The 17,087-nt window shown below is 69.1% G+C and carries 17 protein-coding genes; 6 read left to right on the forward strand and 11 right to left on the reverse strand.

Features of this window, described 5'->3' with window-relative positions; genetic code table 11:
* Positions 1-8 precede the first annotated feature (8 nt).
* The 6 genes from E2L08_RS17385 to pdeM all read left to right on the forward strand — a co-directional run bounded on the left by E2L08_RS17385 (position 9) and on the right by pdeM (position 6,594).
* A complete protein-coding gene (locus E2L08_RS17385; protein ID WP_276321533.1) occupies positions 9-1,142 on the forward strand; it encodes an MRP-like and DUF971 domain-containing protein in 1,134 nt (377 codons plus the stop codon).
* Positions 1,135-2,397, forward strand: coding sequence for a DUF6522 family protein (locus tag E2L08_RS13890; RefSeq protein WP_133397695.1), 1,263 nt, complete (start codon positions 1,135-1,137; stop codon positions 2,395-2,397). The genes E2L08_RS17385 and E2L08_RS13890 overlap by 8 nt, the downstream gene beginning before the upstream one ends.
* Positions 2,398-2,439: 42 nt before the next feature.
* Positions 2,440-2,988, forward strand: coding sequence for a cytochrome c oxidase subunit 3 (locus E2L08_RS13895; RefSeq protein WP_133397696.1), 549 nt, complete (start codon positions 2,440-2,442; stop codon positions 2,986-2,988).
* Positions 2,985-3,254 (forward strand): nitric oxide reductase F protein, encoded by a 270-nt coding sequence (locus E2L08_RS13900; protein WP_133397697.1) that lies wholly within the window; start codon positions 2,985-2,987, stop codon positions 3,252-3,254. The genes E2L08_RS13895 and E2L08_RS13900 overlap by 4 nt, the downstream gene beginning before the upstream one ends.
* Positions 3,255-3,358: 104 nt before the next feature.
* Positions 3,359-5,803 carry a ligase-associated DNA damage response DEXH box helicase gene (locus tag E2L08_RS13905; RefSeq protein ID WP_133397698.1) on the forward strand — a complete coding sequence of 815 codons (2,445 nt, stop codon included), beginning with the start codon at positions 3,359-3,361 and terminating at the stop codon, positions 5,801-5,803.
* A gap of 95 nt (positions 5,804-5,898) precedes the next feature.
* Positions 5,899-6,594 carry a ligase-associated DNA damage response endonuclease PdeM gene (gene pdeM, locus E2L08_RS13910; protein ID WP_133397699.1) on the forward strand — a complete coding sequence of 232 codons (696 nt, stop codon included), beginning with the start codon at positions 5,899-5,901 and terminating at the stop codon, positions 6,592-6,594.
* A 262-nt stretch (positions 6,595-6,856) separates the two neighbouring features.
* Here pdeM and E2L08_RS13915 read toward each other — a convergent pair whose 3' ends face one another.
* The 11 genes from E2L08_RS13915 to E2L08_RS13965 all read right to left on the reverse strand — a co-directional run bounded on the left by E2L08_RS13915 (position 6,857) and on the right by E2L08_RS13965 (position 17,051).
* Complete coding sequence (locus tag E2L08_RS13915) at positions 6,857-7,441, reverse strand: MOSC domain-containing protein (RefSeq protein ID WP_133397700.1); 585 nt, start codon at positions 7,439-7,441, stop codon at positions 6,857-6,859.
* A gap of 105 nt (positions 7,442-7,546) precedes the next feature.
* Complete coding sequence (gene ftsH / locus E2L08_RS13920; protein WP_133397701.1) at positions 7,547-9,463, reverse strand: ATP-dependent zinc metalloprotease FtsH; 1,917 nt, start codon at positions 9,461-9,463, stop codon at positions 7,547-7,549.
* A gap of 76 nt (positions 9,464-9,539) precedes the next feature.
* The gene (tilS, locus tag E2L08_RS13925; RefSeq protein WP_133397702.1) at positions 9,540-10,775 is read right to left on the reverse strand and encodes a tRNA lysidine(34) synthetase TilS; all 1,236 of its coding nucleotides are present in this window, start codon (positions 10,773-10,775) and stop codon (positions 9,540-9,542) included.
* Complete coding sequence (gene ybgF / locus E2L08_RS13930) at positions 10,772-11,587, reverse strand: tol-pal system protein YbgF (protein WP_133397703.1); 816 nt, start codon at positions 11,585-11,587, stop codon at positions 10,772-10,774. Before ybgF ends, tilS begins: the two co-directional genes overlap by 4 nt.
* Before the next feature lie 4 nt (positions 11,588-11,591).
* Entirely contained in the window at positions 11,592-12,137 is a 546-nt protein-coding gene (gene pal / locus E2L08_RS13935; protein WP_133397704.1) for a peptidoglycan-associated lipoprotein Pal, read from the reverse strand.
* A gap of 90 nt (positions 12,138-12,227) precedes the next feature.
* Positions 12,228-13,559, reverse strand: coding sequence for a Tol-Pal system beta propeller repeat protein TolB (gene tolB, locus E2L08_RS13940; protein WP_133397705.1), 1,332 nt, complete (start codon positions 13,557-13,559; stop codon positions 12,228-12,230).
* Positions 13,560-13,610: 51 nt separating this feature from the next.
* Positions 13,611-14,717 carry a cell envelope integrity protein TolA gene (tolA, locus tag E2L08_RS13945; protein ID WP_133397706.1) on the reverse strand — a complete coding sequence of 369 codons (1,107 nt, stop codon included), beginning with the start codon at positions 14,715-14,717 and terminating at the stop codon, positions 13,611-13,613.
* Positions 14,718-14,746: 29 nt separating this feature from the next.
* Positions 14,747-15,229: an ExbD/TolR family protein gene (locus tag E2L08_RS13950; protein ID WP_133397707.1), complete on the reverse strand. Its 483-nt coding sequence runs from the start codon at positions 15,227-15,229 to the stop codon at positions 14,747-14,749.
* Complete coding sequence (gene tolQ / locus E2L08_RS13955; RefSeq protein ID WP_133397708.1) at positions 15,229-15,924, reverse strand: protein TolQ; 696 nt, start codon at positions 15,922-15,924, stop codon at positions 15,229-15,231. The genes E2L08_RS13950 and tolQ overlap by 1 nt, the downstream gene beginning before the upstream one ends.
* Before the next feature lie 108 nt (positions 15,925-16,032).
* Positions 16,033-16,428 (reverse strand): tol-pal system-associated acyl-CoA thioesterase, encoded by a 396-nt coding sequence (ybgC, locus tag E2L08_RS13960; RefSeq protein ID WP_133397709.1) that lies wholly within the window; start codon positions 16,426-16,428, stop codon positions 16,033-16,035.
* Positions 16,425-17,051 carry a hypothetical protein gene (locus E2L08_RS13965; protein WP_133397710.1) on the reverse strand — a complete coding sequence of 209 codons (627 nt, stop codon included), beginning with the start codon at positions 17,049-17,051 and terminating at the stop codon, positions 16,425-16,427. Before E2L08_RS13965 ends, ybgC begins: the two co-directional genes overlap by 4 nt.
* Between the last annotated feature and the right edge of the window lie 36 nt (positions 17,052-17,087).

Genomic DNA, 17,087 nt, shown 5'->3' on the forward strand with positions numbered 1-17,087 from the left:
CCCCCCGCATGATCGCCATCAGCAGCGGCAAGGGCGGCGTCGGAAAATCCACCGTGACCGCGAATATCGCCGTCGCCATGGCCGATGCCGGCCTGTCGGTGGGCGTGGTCGATGCCGATATCTACGGCCCCTCGATCCCGCGAATGCTGGGCGTCTCGACCGACAAGCCGGCCATGTCGCCCGACGGCAAGGTGATCCCGGCACAGGCCCACGGGGTCAAGGTCATCTCGATGGCGATGCTGACCGATGACGACAAGCCCGCCATCCTGCGCGGCCCGATGGTGACGAAATACCTCCAGATGTTCGTGCGCCAGGTCGATTGGGGACAGCTCGACGTCATGCTGCTCGACCTGCCGCCCGGCACCGGTGACATCCAGTTGACGCTGGCGCAGGCTTTCCCGCTGACCGGCGCGGTGGTCGTCAGCACGCCGCAGGATGTCAGCCTCAAGATCGCCCGCCGCGGGCTGCGCATGATGGAGCAGGTGAATGTCCCGATCCTCGGCGTGATCGAGAACATGAGCGGCTTTACCTGCCCGGATTGCGGCAGCGTCACGCATATCTTTCACCAGGGCGGCGGCGCGGCCATCGCGGACGAGATCGGCGTGGCCTTTCTAGGCGCCGTCCCGCTCGACCCCACAGTCGTGGATTGCGGGGATGATGGCCGGCCGCTGGTCCGTGCCGCGCCCAGCAGCCCGGCCGCGCAGGCCTATCGCGACATCGCGCGCGCCCTGGCCGCGGGCAAGGACCACATGGCGGGGATCGCGACGCCCTTTGCCTGGACGCTGGCCGACGGCGCCGGCAAACCCGCCCCCGCCGCGCCCCTGACCGACGGGCCGCGCGACCGCCTCGTCGCGATCGACCATGACGACGGGGCGCTGGTGCTCGACTGGGCCGACGGGTCGCGGCAGCGCCTCGCCGACAGGGATCTTCGGCTGGCCTGCACCTGTGCCAAGTGCCGCGACGAGATGACCGGCAAGCGGTTGCTCGACCCCGCGAACGTGCCGCTCGACCTGTCGCTCCTGCGGGTGTGGAGCGTCGGGAACTACGCCCTGGGCATGACCTTCAGCGACGGGCACGAATCGGGGATCTACCCGTTCGGCGCCCTTCGCGAGATGGCCGGAACGGAGCTGGAGGATGTCTGACAGCGCCACGCGCCTGCGTATCCGGGCCCAAGGCTCGGCCGGCGATGACAGCGTCATGGGCTTCGTGCTGGACGAGCCGGTACAGGACGGGCGCTCGGCCCGGTTCGAGGCGCCCGGCGACGCGCCGCTGGCCCGCGCCCTGTTCGAGCTTGGCGGCGTCTGCCGGATCGAGGTCACAGGCGCGACGATCTGGGTGAAAAAGACCGACGCGGTCGCGTGGACGGCGCTGAAACCCGCCATCGCGGCCGCGATCCGGACCGTCATGGCCGAAACCGATGCGCCGTTGGGGAATGCCCCGGGCGGCGCGCCCGACCCCGATGCCGAGCTCTTTCACGAGGTTCAGGATCTGCTGAACCGCCAGGTGAACCCCGCCGTCGCCGCGCATGGCGGGCATATCTCGGTCGAGCGTGTCGAGGGCGATACCGTCTTTCTGCGCATGTCGGGCGGCTGTCAGGGCTGCGCCGCCTCGGCCGCGACCCTGCGCCAGGGGGTCGAGCGGATGCTGCGCGCCGCCCTGCCCCGGATCGGTGAGATCGTCGACTTGACCGACCACGACGCGGGCGACAGCCCCTTCTACACCCGCGACGAAGGGCCGTCGCCGATGCTGAACCGCCCTGTTCCGGCGGATGTGATCGCGTGGGAGGACGGGCGGATCACCGTCGATCCGGCCTATCTCGCGCCGCGTCTCGGGCTGAGCCCCGAGGCCCTGCGCGCGGGGTTGCAGAACGGCGATGTCGTCGGCGTGACCGAGGCGGGCGAGGGCCGCGATGCAGGCAAGACGCGGATCGTCCTGCGCAGCGCGCACCGCGCCTGGGCGGCCGAGATCGGCCCCGATGGCAGCGCCCGCGAGGTGCCGCCGCCGCGCGCCGCCGCCGTCTCGGCCGGCGCCCAGGACGACCTTGCCGCCCGCGTCCGCGCCCATCTCGAGGCCCTGCCGATGGACGCGGCGCCGATCACCTATGGCGCGCTCGCCCGCGGGCTGGAGCTCTGGACGCCCGGCTCGGTGGCCAAGGTCACGCGCGCGCTCGAGACGACGATGCGCGAGGACGCCGCCGCGGGGCGCCCCTTTGTCGCCGCACGCGCGGTCAGTCGCGGGCGCGACGGCCTGCCCGGTCCGGGCTATTTCACGCTGGCCCGCGCCCTGCTGCGCGGCCAGCGCGAGGGCGAGACCGAGGCCGAGGCGCATGCGGCCGAATTGCGGTGGCTGGCCGACGCGACGGACACCCTTGCGGAGCGGCGCCAAAGCGGGGCATGACCCCGGCCAGCGGTGCGCCCGCGTCAACGAAAGGCCCGCGCCATGAGGCAGCCGCACGCGTCCGACGAACTTCCCGGCGAATTGCTGATGTGGATCCTGATCGTCAGCGAACTGGCGGTATTCGCCGCCGGGCTTGCCGTGTTCCTGTCGGTGCGGATCACCGACCCCGAAGGGTTCGCGCAGGCGCAGGACATGCTCGACCGCCGGGCGGCGGGGATCAATACCGTGGTCCTCATCACCAGCGGCTTTCTGGCGGCGATGGCCTACCGGATGCGGCAACTGGGCCAAAGGGGCAAGGCGCGGCTCCTGCTGATTTCGGCGGCGCTGCTGGGCGTGCTGTTCCTCTGGATCAAGGGGGCCGAGTTCGCGTCGAAATCCGCGGCCGGCATCGTCTGGGACACGCATCCGTTCTTTAACTTCTACTTCCTGCTGACCGGGTTCCACGCGGCCCATGTCGCGGCGGGGGTCGTTCTTCTGCCGCTGGTGGCCTGGCGCGACACCGTCGAGAATATCGAGGACGCGACGGCCTTCTGGCACATGGTCGACCTGGTCTGGGTGCTGCTTTTCCCCGTGATCTACCTGCTGCGATGACCGAACGGGCGCTCTATATCGCGTGGGCGACCCTGATCGCGCTGAGCCTCGGATCGACGGCGCTGGCCGCATCGGGGCTCTGGGTGCATTGGCCGGTGGCCTCGGGGGTCGCCGTGCTGGTCCTGGCCTGGTGGAAGGCCCGCATCATCCTCGCGCGGTATCTGGGGCTCGACGCGGCGCCCGCATGGCGGCGGCGGTTCGATTTCGGGTTGGGATGTCTCTGCGTGCTGATGCTGGGGCTCTATCTTGCGCCGCTGGCGATGTGATCGCGGCGTCATGTGACGCGATGCCTCGGCCCTTTGACGGCCAGATCGCAGGGAGGGGCTTTGGGCACCTGTCGGATCGCGCCGGCACGCATTAGATCGGGGCCATGACCGCCCTGCCCCCCCCATTTGCCGACTGGTTCGCCACGCGCGGCTGGACCGTCCACCCCCACCAGCAAGAGATGCTCGAACGCGCACACGAGCCGGCGACGCTGATGATCGCGCCCACCGGTGGCGGCAAGACGCTCGCAGGCTTCCTGCCCACCCTGATCGAGCTTGCCGAGGGGCGCCATGACGGCCTGCACACGCTCTATGTCTCGCCGCTCAAGGCGTTGGCCGCCGATATCCGGCGCAACCTGACCACGCCCGTCACCGAGATGGGCCTGCCCATACGGATCGAGGACCGTACCGGCGACAGTTCGGCCACGACACGCCGACGCCAGCGCGCCGATCCGCCGCATATCCTGCTGACCACCCCCGAAAGCCTCGCGCTGCTGATTTCCTACGAGGACGCGCCCCGCATCTTTGCCGGGCTGCAACGGATCGTCGTCGACGAGATCCATGCGTTGGCGGAATCCAAGCGCGGGGACCAGTTGATGCTGGCGCTCTCGCGGCTTCAGGCGATGGTGCCCGGCCTGCGCCGGGTCGGGCTGTCGGCCACGGTCGAGGACCCCGCGGCCATCGCCGCCTTTCTCGCGCGCCATCCCGACCCCTGCGGCATCCTGTTCGCCGATCCCGGCCCCGACCCGGATATCGCGATGCTCGAGACCGACGCGGCACCGCCCTGGGCGGGGGGCGGCGGGCGCTATGCCGTGCCGGCCGTTCTCGATCAGGTCGCAAGGCACCGCACGACGCTGATCTTTCACAATACCCGCGCACAGGCCGAGCTGTTCTTTCACGAGGTCTGGCTGCAGAACGAGGGCGCCCTGCCCATCGGCATCCATCACGGCGCCCTGTCGCGCGAGCAGCGCACGCGGGTCGAGGCGGCGATGGTCGCGGGACAGCTGCGCGCGATCGTCTGCACCGGATCGCTCGATCTCGGGATCGACTGGGGCGATGTCGACCTGGTGATCCAGATCGGCGCGCCCAAGAACGTCAAACGCCTCGTCCAGCGGATCGGCCGGGCGAACCACCGCTACAACGCGCCGTCCAAGGCGCTCTTGGTGCCCGCGAACCGTTTTGAAGTGGTCGAATGCCTCGCCGCGCTCGAGGCGGTCAAGGCGCGCGACCTGGACGGTGAGCCGCGCGGGCCGGGACCGCGTGACGTATTGTGCCAGCATATCCTGATCCGCGCCGCCTCGGGGCCATTCCGCGCCGACGACCTGTTTGCCGAGGTCACGAGCGCGGGCAGCTACGCGAGCCTCGGCCGCGCAGACTTCGATGCCTGTCTCGATTTCGTGGCGACCGGCGGCTATGCGCTGCGTCGCTATGACCAATGGCAGCGGCTGATGCAGGTCGATGGCCTGTGGCGGCTGCGCGATCCGCGCGGCACGCAGCGGATCCGTCAGAATATCGGCACGATCATGGATACCGACCTCGTCAAGGTGAGGCTCAAGAACCGACGCGGCGGGATGCCCCTGGGCGAAGTGGAGGAAGGTTTCGCCGCCACCCTGTCGCCGGGCGACACCTTCCTGATCGGGGGCGAGATCGTGCGCTACGAGAACCTGCGCGAAATGGTGGTCGAGGTCACGCGCCGCCCCGAGAAACCGCCCCGCATCGCGACCTTCATGGGCACGAAATTCGCCACCTCGACCCAGCTTTCGCAGCGCATCCTCGAGATGTTCCGGCAGGACGACTGGCCCGAGCTGCCGCCCGCCACGCGCGACTGGCTTCGCCTGCAACGCGCGCGCTCGCGCCTACCGCAGGCCGACCGGCTGCTGGTCGAGAGCTTTCCGTTCGGCGGCCGGGCCTTTACCTGCGTCTACGGGTTCGCCGGGCGCAACGCCATGCAGACGCTGGGGCTGCTCGTCACCGCGCGGATGGAGGCCGAGGGGCTCGACCCGCTGGGTTTCGTCGCGACCGATTACGCCACGCTGATCTGGGGGCTGCGCGCGCTGGAGGATCCCGCGCCGCTATTCTCGGGGCCCGATCTGCGCGCGGGTTTCGAGACCTGGTTGGCGGGCAACGCGGTGATGAAACGGACCTTCAAACAGGTTGCCGTGATTTCGGGGCTGATCGACAGGCAGACCCGCGGGCAACGCAAGAGCGGCCGGCAGGCGGCGTTCTCGGCCGATATCCTCTACGACACGCTGCGGAAATACGACCCCGACCATCTGCTGCTCGAGATCACCCGCCAGGAGGCGTTGCGCGGGCTGGTCGATTTCGGCCGCATCGAAGAGATGCTGGCCCGCGTTTCGGGGCGGATCGACCATGTCCGCTGCGACCGGCCCACCCCGCTCGCCGCGCCCCTGTTTCTCGAGGCGGGCCGCGTGCCGGTCGAGGGCGCGGGGACCGAGCGGCTGCTGGCGACCGAGGCGCAGCGCCTGATGGATGCCGCCGGGCTGGAGATCGACCCGGCCGAGGCCGGACGCCGCTGGCGCGCGCCGTTCTGAACGGGGCACTCGGGGTCGGCGGCAGCGATCGGGTATTTGGAAAGAGAAGAGGGGGCCGCTTGCGCGGATTCGCCCTGCTGCGCTAGGAACACAGGATGAACGCACTCGATTTCGACTTTGCCGGAGAGCGGCTGACCGCGCGCGGCACCGGTGCGCTGTGGTGGGCGGCGCGGCGGTGCCTTGTCGTGGCGGATCTGCACCTCGGCAAGGCCGAGCGTTTTGCCCGCAAGGGTCGTGCGCAGCTTCCTCCTTACGAGATCGCGGACACGCTGGCGCGTTTGCTGGGCGAGATCAAGGAGCTTGGGCCCGAGATCGTGGTGGCGTTGGGCGATTCCTTCGATGACGACGCGGCGCGTGATGCGCTGAGCGCGGCCGAGCGTGCGGAACTGGCGGATCTGGTCGGAGGCCGCCGTTGGGTGTGGATCGCGGGCAATCACGATCCCGGCGGTAGCGATCCGGGCGGTGAAACAGTGGAATCGTGCGAGGAAACAGTGGAATCGTGCGAGCTGGGTCGCATCGTCTTTCGCCATATCGCCACGCCCTGCGGCGTGGGCGAGGTATCGGGACATTACCACCCCAAGCTCGGCCTCGGGCTGGGGGGCAAGCGCGTCTCGCGGCGGTGTTTCGTGACCAATGGCGCGCGGCTGATCCTGCCGGCCTTCGGCACCTTTACCGGTGGGCTCGACTGCACGGCGCCACCGATCCGCGCGGTCATGGGCGATCAGGCACGCGCGATCCTCACGGGGCCGCATCCCTGCATGGTGCCGGTGCCGCGTCTGGCGCGGGCCTAGTTGTAAGGGAAAGAGAGGGCGGACCGGTTCGCGGACCGGTTCGCGGCCCGGTTGCGCCCCCCGCCGCTGTGAGGAAGGGCGGGGAGCGGTTGGATACAGCCTGTCAGATCAGGGCGGCGGCAGCGAGGACCAGCCCGAGAAGAAAGCCGCCATGGATCGCGATCATCGTTTTCATTATCAGAACTTTCCGATTCGTTTGACTGTCAAGCGCGGATTGCTCTGTAAGGTTCCTTCATGAAAACGTGAGCGGATTATGGCCGCATCAGGGCGCGTTCCAGGATCTCTGATCGGGGATGAAAATCCGGAGGGTATCGCCGAGGCTCAACCTGCCCGGCCGTTCGACCCAGGCGGTCACGCCGCGTCGCCCCTTTGCCGCACGCTTGAACTCTTTTCCCGCGGGGCCGACCCGTTCCTCGATGGTGAGGGCCGGCAGGTGACAGGGGCGGTTCGCCATGTCGACGACAAGCGTGGTGCCGTCCGGCGCCTGAAGGCGGGACGACGGGGGGATATGGGTGAAATCCGCGATGCCCTCGACAACGATCGAGGCGCCGAGCCAACCCGGCTCTACCCGGTCGAGCCCCATATCGGCGGCGATCGCGGCCAGATCCTCGGCCGAGAGGATCGTGATCTGCCGCGTATTGGCGATCTCGGTTCCCTTGGGATGGAGTGCCACGACCCGCGAGCAGGACGGCCGCGTGACGCCGGAATGAACCTCGCCCACGAGCCCGCCGAAACCCAGGGGCATCTCGTCGACCGGCGCGCCTTCGACGACGGGCCGGTCGCGATGGGGGACATGGCCAAGCCAGACGATGCGGCCGGTATGGTCGGTGGGGATCAGTGCGGGCATGACAGGTCCGATCTGTGGGAACGCCCCCGGCTTAGCGGCCCGCCCCGCAAACGAAAAGACCCGCGCCGGTGGGGCGCGGGTCCGTATCCTCGGGGTGCCAGCCGATCAGGTCGGCTCTGGCTCCATCCCGCTATCGCCCGATTTGGACTTGGGGCGGGTCTTGGGGATCGAGGCGATCGACGACGTCTCGCCCGGACCGGAGCCGTCATCATCCTCGCCACGGTTCAGCGGCTCGCCGTTCACGACCTTCATGATCTCGGGGCCGGTGAGGGTCTCGTATTCGAGAAGCCCCTGCGCGAGCCGTTCCCATTCCTCGCGCTTTTCGGTCAGGATGCGCTTGGCGGTCTCGTACCCCTCGTCGATGAGTTCCTTGACCTTTTCGTCGATCATCCGCTGCGTGGCGGCGGAGTGGTTGGAGCCGCCGGAATAGCCACCCAGGTAGGACTGCTGTTCATTGGCGTAATCGACATAGCCCAGTTCCTCGGAAAAGCCGAACTGCGTCACCAATGCGCGGGCGATCTTGGTCACCTGCTGGATGTCCGATGCCGCGCCGCTGGTCACGTTCTCCTTGCCGAACTTGAGCTCTTCGGCAACGCGGCCGCCCATCGCCATCGCGATCTTGGAGGTGTATTTCGTGTAGCTCACCGAAAGCTGGTCCCGTTCGGGCAGGCTGAGCACGAGGCCGAGCGCCCGACCGCGCGGGATGATCGTCGCCTTGTGGACGGGATCGTGCTGCGGGACGTTCAGGCCGACGATGGCATGGCCCGCCTCGTGATAGGCGGTCAGGCGCTTTTCGTCCTCGGTCATGACCATGGACCGACGCTCGGCGCCCATCATGACCTTGTCCTTGGCATTCTCGAAATCGTCCATGGTGACGAACCGCCTGCCCACACGTGCCGCCATCAGCGCCGCCTCGTTCACGAGGTTGGCGAGATCGGCGCCCGAAAAGCCGGGCGTGCCGCGCGCGATGATCCGCAGGTCGACATTGGGGCCGAGAGGCACCTTGCGCGAATGAACGCCGAGGATCTTTTCGCGGCCCTTGATGTCGGGGTTGGGTACCTGCACCTGGCGGTCGAAACGGCCGGGACGCAGCAGCGCGGGGTCGAGCACGTCGGGGCGGTTGGTGGCCGCGACGATGATGATGCCCTCGTTCGCCTCGAAACCGTCCATCTCGACGAGAAGCTGGTTCAGCGTCTGCTCGCGCTCGTCGTTGCCGCCGCCATAGCCCACGCCGCGCGACCGGCCGACGGCGTCGATCTCGTCGATGAAGACGATACAGGGCGCATTCTTTTTCGCCTGCTCGAACATGTCGCGCACGCGGCTTGCGCCGACGCCCACGAACATCTCGACGAAGTCGGAGCCCGAAATGGTGAAGAACGGCACGCCGGCCTCGCCCGCGACGGCGCGCGCCAGCAGCGTCTTGCCGGTGCCCGGAGGGCCGACCAGCAGCGCACCCTTGGGAATCTTGCCGCCCAAGCGCGAGAACTTCTGCGGGTTGCGCAGGAATTCGACGATCTCTTCGAGGTCGTCCTTGGCCTCGTCGATGCCGGCCACGTCGTCAAAGGTCACGCGACCGTGCTTTTCCGTCAGCAGCTTGGCCTTGGACTTGCCGAACCCCATGGCGCCGCCTTTGCCGCCACCCTGCATCCGGTTCATGAAGTAGATCCAGACGCCGATCAGCAGGATGAAAGGCAGGAAGGACAGCAGAACGGCGGTAAAGCCCGACTGCTCCTGCGGTTTGGCGTTCACCGTGACGTCGTTTGCGATCAGCCGGTCGGTCAGCTCACCGCCCTCGTCGGGGCGGACCGTGCTGTATTCCGAGCCGTCGGCGCCGCGGAACAGCACCCGTTCGCCGTCGAGCGTCACCGAGGAAATATCCCCGCTATCGACCCGCTCGATGAAGTCGGAATAGCTGACGGTTCGCGTGTTCAGCGAGGACTGGCCGCCCGAGAACAGGTTGAACAGCAAAAGCACCAGCAGGAACAGGACGACCCAGAAGGCTATATTGCGCGAATTTCCCAAGGATTCTCTCCGGCCTGAAAAGGTTCGGGGGCGGCGGACCGTCCCGGTACCCTAGATATACACGCCGCGTGCGTATTCAATCGCGGATCATCCATCGCGGGAAATGGTCGCGGGGGGCCGCCAGCCGCGCGGTGAACCCGTTGGGCCAGCCCGCCAGTGGCGCAGCGATCAGCCCGCCGCGGTCGTCGCGCAAGGCGGGCGAGGCCATGAGAGTGGCGCGCGGCATCCCCGTCTCGCGCCAGCCGGGGCAGTCCCGCAGGCCCGCGGCACCCAGTGCGCCGATGCGCATCCCGGCCCCGCCCGGCCCCGAAATCCGCCAACGCCCGTCCCAGACCTGCCCCCAGGGCCGGTCGGGCCCGACGGCCGCAAGCTCGCGGGTGAGGCGCAGCGCGCCGCGATCGGCAAGGACGCGCACCCCCGCCAGAGTGCCATCGCCCGCCTGCGCCAGACGCAGAAGGGCCGGGGCGCGCGGCGCATATGTCGCGCCGTTCAGCCACAGGATCGCCGACCCCATGACGCGGCGCTGCATGTCGGGGGCGAGCGTGGCCAGCGCATCGGTGTCGATCAAAAGATCGCCGCCCTCCTGTCGCGTGTTCAGCATGGCCCAGTCCGACAAAAGCCGCGCGATGGCGTTGCGCGTATCGGCCAGTCGTTCGGCGGCACCGGCAAGCGACGCCGCGTCGATGCCAAGATCGCCCAGCGCGGCAAGCGCTGTGCGCGCGCGCGTCCGCAGATAGGCCGGGTCGGCATTGGTCGGGTCGTCCGACCAGCCGATCCCGTTCTCCACCAGCATCCGGCGCAAGGTCGCGCGGCTTTCGTGCAGGATCGGGCGCAGGAATCGGATGCCGCCCTGGCGAAAGCTCGGCCGCATCCCGCACAAGCCCTCGAGCCCGGCATTCCGGGCAAGGCCCATCAGCACCGTTTCGGCCTGGTCGTCGCGGGTATGGCCCAGCGCGACCGTCTCGCAACCGTCCAGACGCGCCGCGCGGGCCACCGCCTCATACCGGGCGCGCCGTGCCGCGTCGGCAAGGTTGCCCGGCCCCGCCCCTTCGGTCCAGATCAGCGTGCGATGCGCGATCCCCCGCCCGGCGCAGAAATCGGCCACCCGACCAAGCTCGGCAGCCGACCCTTCGCGCAGGCGATGATCGAAGCTGAGGACGACGAGCGGCTCGGGGCCCAGCGCCTCGATGGCGAGCACCAGCAGCGCGGTGGAATCGCTGCCGCCCGATACGGCAAGCCCGACCCGGCGGCCCGAGCGCATGTCGTGGCGCATCAGCGCCAGCGCATCGGGCGCGAGCGCCGGACCGGTCACGGACAGCTCAGGCTTGCCCTCGCGGCCTGTGCCTCTGCGGCGGCGGTGCTGTCGGGAAAGCGCGTGATCGCCTCGCCCAGCGTCACGCAGGCATCCGCCCGCTGGCCCAGCGTGTCGAGCGACAGGCCCAGCGCGACCAGCGCATCGCCGGCGCGGGGGCCGGTGGGCTGGCCCGAGAACGCCTCGAGATAGGCGCGGGCGGCGGATTGCGTCTCGCCCAGCTGCTCGAACGCCTTTGCACGCAGGTAATGCGCCTCGCCGGTCAGCGGGCCGCCGGTATAGGTCTCGGTAAAGGCCGCAAAGAGGTCGATGGCGCTGCGAAAGCTACCGGAGTCGAGCGCCTCCTTCGCGCGATCGAAATCGGCCTGTTCGCCGAGGGCTAGCTGGGCGCCATCCGTCACCGGGTCAGGCTGGGCGGGCGGCGGCGGGGCCGCCTCGTCGCCGCCCAGAGGCGGCGTCTCGCCGATGGCGCCGATATCGCACCCCTCCTCGATCTCGCAAAGGCGGAAGGTCAGGTCGCCGATCCGGTTGGTCCCGTCCGACACCACCCGCGATATGCGGTTCTGCAGCCGCTCTGTCTCGGCGGTCAGTCGCCTGAGTTCCGCCTCCATCGCGTCGACCCGCTCGAGCACCGACGTCCCCTGGATCGACGTGCCGACCCCGCCCGTGGTCGACAGCTCGCGCTGAAGCCGTTGCAGATCGACCGACAGCACCGACAGAGACTGCCGGATATCGGCAAGCGTCTGGTCGTCCTGTGCGGCGGCGATGCCGGGCACGAGGGCCAGAGAGAGAACAAGGGCGCGCAACCGCATTGCCCTAGCTCACCGCGGCGCCGGCGGCGATCACAGTGACCGCGCGACGGTTCTTGGCATAGCAATCCTCGGTCGAGCAGACCTCGATCGGGCGTTCCTTGCCGTAGGTCAGGGTTTGCAGACGGCCGGCCGAGACGCCGACGCTCACGAGATAGTCGCGCACCGATGCCGCCCGGCGCGCGCCGAGCGCGAGGTTGTATTCGCGCGTTCCCTGCTCGTCGGCGTGGCCTTCGATGATGGCGGTATATTCGGGGTTGGCCAGCAGCCATTCGGCCTGCCCGCGCAGCGTCTGGCGGGCGGGGTCCGACAGGGTCGACTGGTCGACGGCGAACAGGATTCGGTCGCCGACGGTCTGGTTGAAATAGGCCACCGACCGCGGGTCGTTGATCCCGCTTCCGGTCACGCCCGGCCCGGCGCCGAGACCGGCCCCCACCGAGGGGTCGGTGGGAAAGCCCGAGCCGTCCCCCACCGCCGAAAAACGGTCGGGGCTGGAACAGGCCGCCAGCCCGGCGACGCCCAGAACAAGCGCGATCTTGGTGAATGCTCGCATCGGAATGCCCTATATTCTTGGCCGCGCCCTATCGGCCGGCATGGATCGCGGATGATTCTAGCACCCATGCGCCCCGTTGGAAACTGATGCTCAGCGCAGAAGCGGCGACCATGCGGGGTCAGACGCCATGCCGTCCACATCGACCCGTTTGAGGTTGCGCCCCGACACATCGACCGAATAGAGCGCCGGCTGTCCATCGGCCCCGGCGCTTTCGCGGGTGAACATGATGACGCGCCCGTTCGGCGCCCATGTCGGCCCCTCGTCGAGGAAGGACGCGGTGAGCAGCCGCTCTTCGCTGCCATCGGTGCGCATCACGCCGATATGGAACCGCCCCTCGTTCTGCTTGGTAAAGGCGATGAGGTCTCCGCGCGGGCTCCAGACGGGGGTGCCGTAGCGGCCCGGCCCGAAGCTGATTCGCCGCGCCTCGCCCCCCGAGGCGGGCATGACGTAAAGCTGCGGCGTGCCCGAACGGTCGCTTTCGAACACGATCTGGCTGCCATCGGGGCTGTAGGAGGGCGCGGTTTCGATCGAGGCCGCATTGGTAAGCTGGGTCAGCGCCCCGCCCGGCTGCAGGCGATAGATGTCGCTGTTGCCGTTGATGGCGGCCGAGAACACGATGCTTTGCCCGTCAGGCGCATAGCGGGGTGAAAAGGTCATCGACCCGTCCGGCACGGGCAGCGGGATCCGCGTCACCGATCCGACATCGAGCTGGTAGATCTGCGGGAACCCGGTCTCGTAGCTGGTATAGAGGATGCGGTCGCCCTCGGGCGAGAAGCGCGGGGCGAGCGTCAGGCCGTCGGCATTCGTCAGGAACTGCATGTTCGCGCCGTCGTAATCCATCACGGCGAGCCGTTTGGAGCGGTCGTTCTTGGGCCCGCTTTCCGACACGAACACCACGCGGCTGTCGAAATAGCCCGACTCGCCGGTGATGCGCGAATAGACCGCGTCGGACACCTTGTGCGCGAGCCGGCGCCAGCCGTCCTGCCCGCCCTGGAACTGCAATCCCTCGCCCAGCGGCGCGTCCGAGAACACGTCGAAAAGGCGGAACTTGACGGTGAGCGACCCGTCTGAGGCCACCGACACCGCGCCCGTCACCAGCGCCTGCGCGTTGATGGCTTTCCAGTTGACGTAATCGACGGTGGGGGTGAACTCGGTCACGGGGGCGATGAAGGCGTCGGACGAGATGCGGCGAAACAGCCCCGTCCCGACCAGGTCATCGGCGACGACCTGGGTGATCCGCTCGGCCCATTCGGCAGCCTCGGGCCCTTCGGCGACAAAGGTGGGGATCGCGATGGGCAACGGCTCGACCACGCCCTCGGTGATCTCGATCCGCAAGGGGCCGTCCTGCGCCATCGCAGGGAGTGCAATCGGGGTCGCGGCAAGCGCCAGGGCGATGACGCGAAAAACTCGGGGCAGTCCCATCCTATCTTCCTCCGTGGCGGCGCCCGTGGGGCGGTCGCCGGTCCGTTCGGTTCAGCGCATCCGCATGTCTGTCGGATTGAAGGTCACTTCGACCTCGCGCCAGTGAGCGTATTTGTCCTGCGGCAGTTGATAACCGCCATTTTCGTTCTGGCATCGCAAAATCGCGCGACGACCGCGTTCGAAGGCCGACCTTATTGCCGCGTCGCTTCCGCCCGATGCCGCCGTCTGGCGCAGCGAGTCGCCGACCACGCGGCCGTCGGGCGTCATCTCGAACCGGATCGAGACGGTCACGTTCGCACTTTCCGAGCCTGTATCGACCTGCCAGCACCGCCGCACGGCGAGGCGGAACGCCTCTTTCTCGCCGAAAGACAGGGGCGGCCCGGCGGGGGCGCCAAGCGCCGCACCGGTTTCGGCCATGTCCTGAAGCCCCGACAGCGTGTCGTTCACCGCGCTTTGCACGTTGTCCGACGCCGCTTCGGCGGTGCGGGCGGGCGTCTGCGGCGTCTCGACGGGCGGGGTGGGACGGGCCGGGCGCGTTCGCGGCCGGGCCGAGGTGCTGGGCGCGGCCCCCGCGACGGTCGTGCCGGGATCGGCATCCTCGGTCACGATCTCGGTCGCGGTCTCGGGCGGCGCGGCAGGGGCCTCGGGCTCGACCGGGTCGGGCGCCTCGGCGGTCGGATCGGGGTCGACCGCATCGGTCCGCGTCTCGGCGGTCTCTGCTTCGGGGGGCGCGGGCGCCTCGGGGACCGACGACACGCGCGGCGCCGCGCGGGGCGAATCCGAGGGCGCGATCGGCAGGTCGGGGGCCTCGGACGGGGCCGGCTCGGGCTCCGGCATCGGCTCGGGCGTCGGTTCGGACTCCGGCTCCGGCTCCGGGGCAGGTTCCGGCTCGGGCGTCGGCTCGGGCGTCGGTTCGGGCTCGGGCTCGGGCTCCGGCTCCGCGGCGGGCTCAGGCTCCGGCTCGGGCTCGACCTCCGGCTCGGGCGCGGGGTCGCCGATCTCGGGGCGGGTGAGCGCCGCGAACTCTTCCTCGCTCAGAACCGTCACGTCAGCCACGCTGGGCGCGGGCAGCGGCTCGCGCTCGAACAGCCCGCCCAACATCAGCAGGGCGATGAGCGCGGCATGGGCCGAAGCCGATATGATGAACGCGGTATCCATGTCAGGGCGTGGCCACGCGGCCCCCCACCTTACCTGTCCGTGCCGTCGAGCCGCGGTCCGCCCGCGTCGGTCACGAGCCCGATATCACGAAAGCCCCCGGCGTTGAGCGCCCCCATCACCTCGGCGACGCGGGCATAGGGCACCGCCCCGTCGGCGCGCAGGAACACGCGCCGCGTCTCGCGCTCGGCCGCGATCGCCCTGAGCTGGGCGACGAGATCGGCGCTTTCCGTCTCGTTGGCCATCAGCAGAACGCGCCCGTCCTCGGCGAGCGTGACGGTCAGCGGCTCCTCCTGTTCGGTGGGCAATGCTTCGGCGGCGGTTTCGGGCAGGCGCACGGGCACCCCCACCGTCAACAACGGCGCCGAGACCATGAACACGATGAGCAGCACCAGCATCACGTCGACAAAGGGTGTCACGTTGATCTCGGACATCGGACGCACGCGGGACCGCCGCCGCCGCCGCCCGCCGTGACCGCCCCGCACCGGCGCGTTCGAGATCGTCCCCGCGCCCATCAGCCGTCGATCTGCCGCGACAGGATGGTCGAGAACTCGTCCGAGAACGCCTCGTAGCCGCCGACGATCCGCGCCGCATCGGTCGAAAGCTTGTTGTAGAACACGACCGCCGGGATCGCGGCCAGCAGCCCCAGCCCTGTCGCCAGAAGCGCCTCGGCGATGCCGGGGGCAACGACCGCCAGCGAGGTGTTCTGCTGCTCGGCGATCTCGACAAAGGCGTTCATGATGCCCCAGACGGTGCCGAACAGCCCGATGAAGGGCGCGGTCGAGCCGATGGTGGCGAGGATCGGCAGGCTTCGTTCGAGATCGTCGGCCTCGCGCGAGATGGCGACATCCATGCTGCGCTCGATCCGGCTTTGCGCGCCGGGTATCATCCGGCCGTCATCGGCATGGCTGCGCTGCCATTCGCCCATGCCGGCGGCAAAGACCGAGGCCGCGCGCCCGTCGGGCTCGGGGCCGAGGGTGCGGTACAACTCGTCCAGCGGCTCGCCCGACCAGAACGCGGCCTCGAACCGGGCCTGTTCGGACCGGGCCGCGCGAAAGGCGAGGTATTTGCGGATGGTGATCGCCCAGCCCCAGATCGACGCGGCGATCAGGATGAGCATCACCAGTTTGACGGTGATCGTCGCGCGGGCGAAAAGGGCCAGCATCGAAAAGTCGATTTCGGACGCCGCGGCGAGCGTTTCGGGTTCCATGGGCCTGCTCTTCGGTTCAGCGGATCGTCTTGCGCGATCCTTTCGCCACATACCTATCCCACGCGGCGGCGAAAAGCTATCGCTTGAAGGATGGCGGCCCGCCGGGGGTCACGCGCCCGCCGGTCGGCGAAGTTCCGCCGGAAGCCGGCGCGGCGTGCCGCCATGCATGTCGATGGCCGCAAGCTCGACCCGCGCGCGGAACAGGGGCCGCTCGTCGCGGGTGACGACTTGCGACAGCACGATCCGCGCGCCGGTCCGCTCGAGCACCTCGGTCGCCACCTCGAGCCTGTCGTCGAGCGTGGCGGGCGCGCGGAAATCGGCCTCGATCCGGCGCACGGCAAAGACGATGCCGCGGGCGCGCAGCGCGACCTGGTCGACGCCCTCGCCCCGCACCCAGTCCGAGCGCGCACGCTCGATGAACTTGAGGTAATTGGCGTGATACACGATCCCGCCCATGTCGGTATCCTCGTAATAGACCGTCACGGGAAAGACATGCGGGCTCATGCGACGCGCCCCATTCGCGCGGCCAGCCTCAGCGCATGGGCCGGGTCGTCGGCATAGGACGGCAGGATCGGATCATAGGCCGCGCGGACCAGATCGCCGATATCGGGGCGCAGGATCACATGGCCCGCCTCGGTCCGTCCCAGCGGCGAGCGGTCAGTAAAGGCGCGGTCCGACCACAGCAGGACGGTCTGCACCGCCTGCGCGAGCGCCAGATCCTCGGCCGGGACCGCCGACAGGGCCGCGTCGAGCCGCACGAAGACGAAGGCCGCCCGGATCGCGTTGCCCCCGTCGAAGCGGAACACGCGATACTGGTTCGCCCCGGACGCCTGAAGCCGGTCGAGCAGCGACCCGAGATCGGGAATCAGCCGGTCGAGATCGGGAACCGACCGCAATTCGTCCCAATCGCGCAGAAAGAACACCATGAGGTTCACGCCCAACTCGGGGTCCATCTCGGTGATCTCGAGCCGCGCCAGGCGGGCCACCGCCTCGATCGCGCCCTTGACGGTGCCGAGCGTGGCATCGTCGACCCCGAACACCACCGGGGCGATGGGGCGGCCCCAGCGGGCGAAGGTGTATTTGCCGTCCGAGCGCGTGAACAGCGCGGCGATCTCGTCATGTGTCATGGGGCGGGTTCTAGGCAACGGGCGCGGGCAGGTAAA

The sequence above is a fragment of the Palleronia sediminis genome (genome assembly GCF_004358695.1).
In the GTDB taxonomy this organism is placed as follows: domain Bacteria; phylum Pseudomonadota; class Alphaproteobacteria; order Rhodobacterales; family Rhodobacteraceae; genus Palleronia; species Palleronia sediminis.